The sequence below is a fragment of the Streptomyces sp. MH60 genome (assembly GCF_002939385.1).
Classification (GTDB): Bacteria; Actinomycetota; Actinomycetes; order Streptomycetales; family Streptomycetaceae; genus Streptomyces.
In genome coordinates, this window is sequence record NZ_MULI01000174.1 from 1 (window position 1) to 1,956 (window position 1,956).

The 1,956-nt window shown below is 78.0% G+C and carries 2 protein-coding genes; both read right to left on the reverse strand.

The genetic code is table 11. The features are described 5' to 3' along the window. A partial coding sequence (locus tag BZZ08_RS38350) for a hypothetical protein (protein ID WP_104636727.1) occupies positions 1 to 228 on the reverse strand: 228 nt, incomplete at its 3' end. A 142-nt stretch (positions 229 to 370) separates the two neighbouring features. Then, positions 371 to 1,956, reverse strand: a 1,586-nt coding sequence (locus BZZ08_RS38355; RefSeq protein WP_133169280.1) for a WD40 repeat domain-containing protein, incomplete at its 5' end; no start/stop codon positions are given.

Here is a 1,956-nt window from a genome sequence, read left to right on the forward strand (position 1 = left end):
GCCGGTGCCGTGCGGGCGGCCCGCCCCGCGGCCCCGGTGCCCGTCACCGGGTCCTCCGGTCGCCGGGGCCGGGAACCCGCGCCAGTCCGTGCCGTGGTCCGCCAGGTGTCCCGGCCCCGCGCCGACCGCGCCCAGCGCGGCCACCGGCAGGAACGCGCCGAAGCCCCCGAACCACCCGGCGAAGGCCGGCGCCATGCCCGCCGGCATGCCGATCACCGCTCCGCTCATCACACACCTCCGCCTGGAAACCTGCTCCGGATCCCGCCCGTCACTCCCCCACGGAGACGCGGCCCCGGGTCACGGCCGGTCCGGTGGCGTCGGCACCGGGAGACGGCGCCGTGGCCCGCGCCGGGTCGGTGGCCTGTCCCGGTCAGCAGGTGGGGCGGTAGGGCAGGCGGGGTAGGAGTTCGGACCAGCGGGCGGGGGTGAGGTCGCCGTCGGTGCGGTCGCAGACCCGGCGGAGTGCCTGGTCCGTGTCCAGTGTCCAGATCCTGGCGGTCAGGTCGTTGCCCGCCGAGGCCAGGGTGTCGCCGCCGGGCGCGAAGGCGACCGACGTGACGGTGTCCAGGTGCCCGGTGAGCGCGTTGCCGAAGGCGCCTGCGCGGGCGGGGTCGGTCACGTTCCACAGGCGGACCGTGTGGTCCTCGCCGCCGCTGGCGAGGGTGCGGCCGTCCGGGGCGAAGGACACCGAGGTGACGCCGCCGCGATGGCCGGTCAGTTCGCCGCCCAGGGGGCGGGCCCGGCCGGGGTCGGTGACGTCCCAGAGCCGTACCGCGCGGTCCCGGCCGCCGGTGGCGAGGACGTGGCCCTTCGGCGCGAAGGCGACCGCGTCGACCCAGTCGCCGTGGGCGGTCAGGGCTTCGCCGACGGACCGGGGCCGGTCCCGGTCGCGTACGTCCCACAGCCGGGCGGTCTTGTCCTGGCTGCCGGTGGCGAGCGTGTGCCCGTCCGGGGCGAAGGCCACGGAGCCGACCCAGTCGGTGTGGCCGGTCAGGGGCGTGCCGACGGGGCGTACGTCGTCGGGGTCGCGCACGTCCCACAGGCGGACCCGCGCGTCGACGCCGCCGGTGGCGAGGGTGCGGCCGTCCGGCGCGAAGGCCGCGGTGAGGACACCGCCCGGGTGGGCGTCCGGGACAGTGGCCGCGGGGACGGGCCGGGCCGGGTCGGAGACGTCCCACAGCCGCAGGGTGCCGTCCTCGGCGCCGGACGCGACGGTGCGGCCGTCCGGTGCGAAGGCCGCCGTCAGGACGGGGGCCTCGTGGCCGGTGAGGGGGCGCGGCAACGGGCGCGGGGGCCCCGGCCGGCCTACGTCCCAGAGCCGGACCAGGGCGTCGTCGGTGCTGGCGGCGGCGAACAGCCTGCCCGTGGGGTCGTAGGCCACGGAGGTGACCGGGTTGGTGAAGTCGGTCAGGACGCTGTCCGGCAGGTGCCACACGCGGACGCTGTGGTCGGCGCCGGTGGTGGCGAGGGTGCGGCCGTCCGGGCCGTAGGCCAGGTCCCACAGGCCCTCGGTGTGCCCGGTCAGCGGTTCGCCGATCCGGTGCGGGTAGGCGGGGTTGGCGACGTTCCACAGGATGACGGTGTCGTCCTGCGCGGCGCTGGCCAGCGTGTGTCCGTCCGGGCTGAACTCCACCGACCACACGGCGGCGGTGTGCGCGGTCAGCGGTTCGCCCAGCGGGCGCAGACCGCCGGCGGCCCCGCCGGACCCGCCCGTGCGCGACACCTCCCACAGGCGCACCGTGTCGTCGTAGCCGGCGGTGGCGAGGGTGTCGCCGTCCGGGGAGAACGCCACCGACCAGACCGCCGCGTCGTGCGCGTGCCGGGGCCCGCCGAGCGGGACCGGTCCGTCGGCGCCGTCCGGGCGCCACAGCCGTACGGTCCCGGTGTGCCCGGCGGTGGCCAGGGTGCGGCCGTCCGGGGCGAAGGCGACGTCCCGGACGCTGCGCGCGTCGGCGC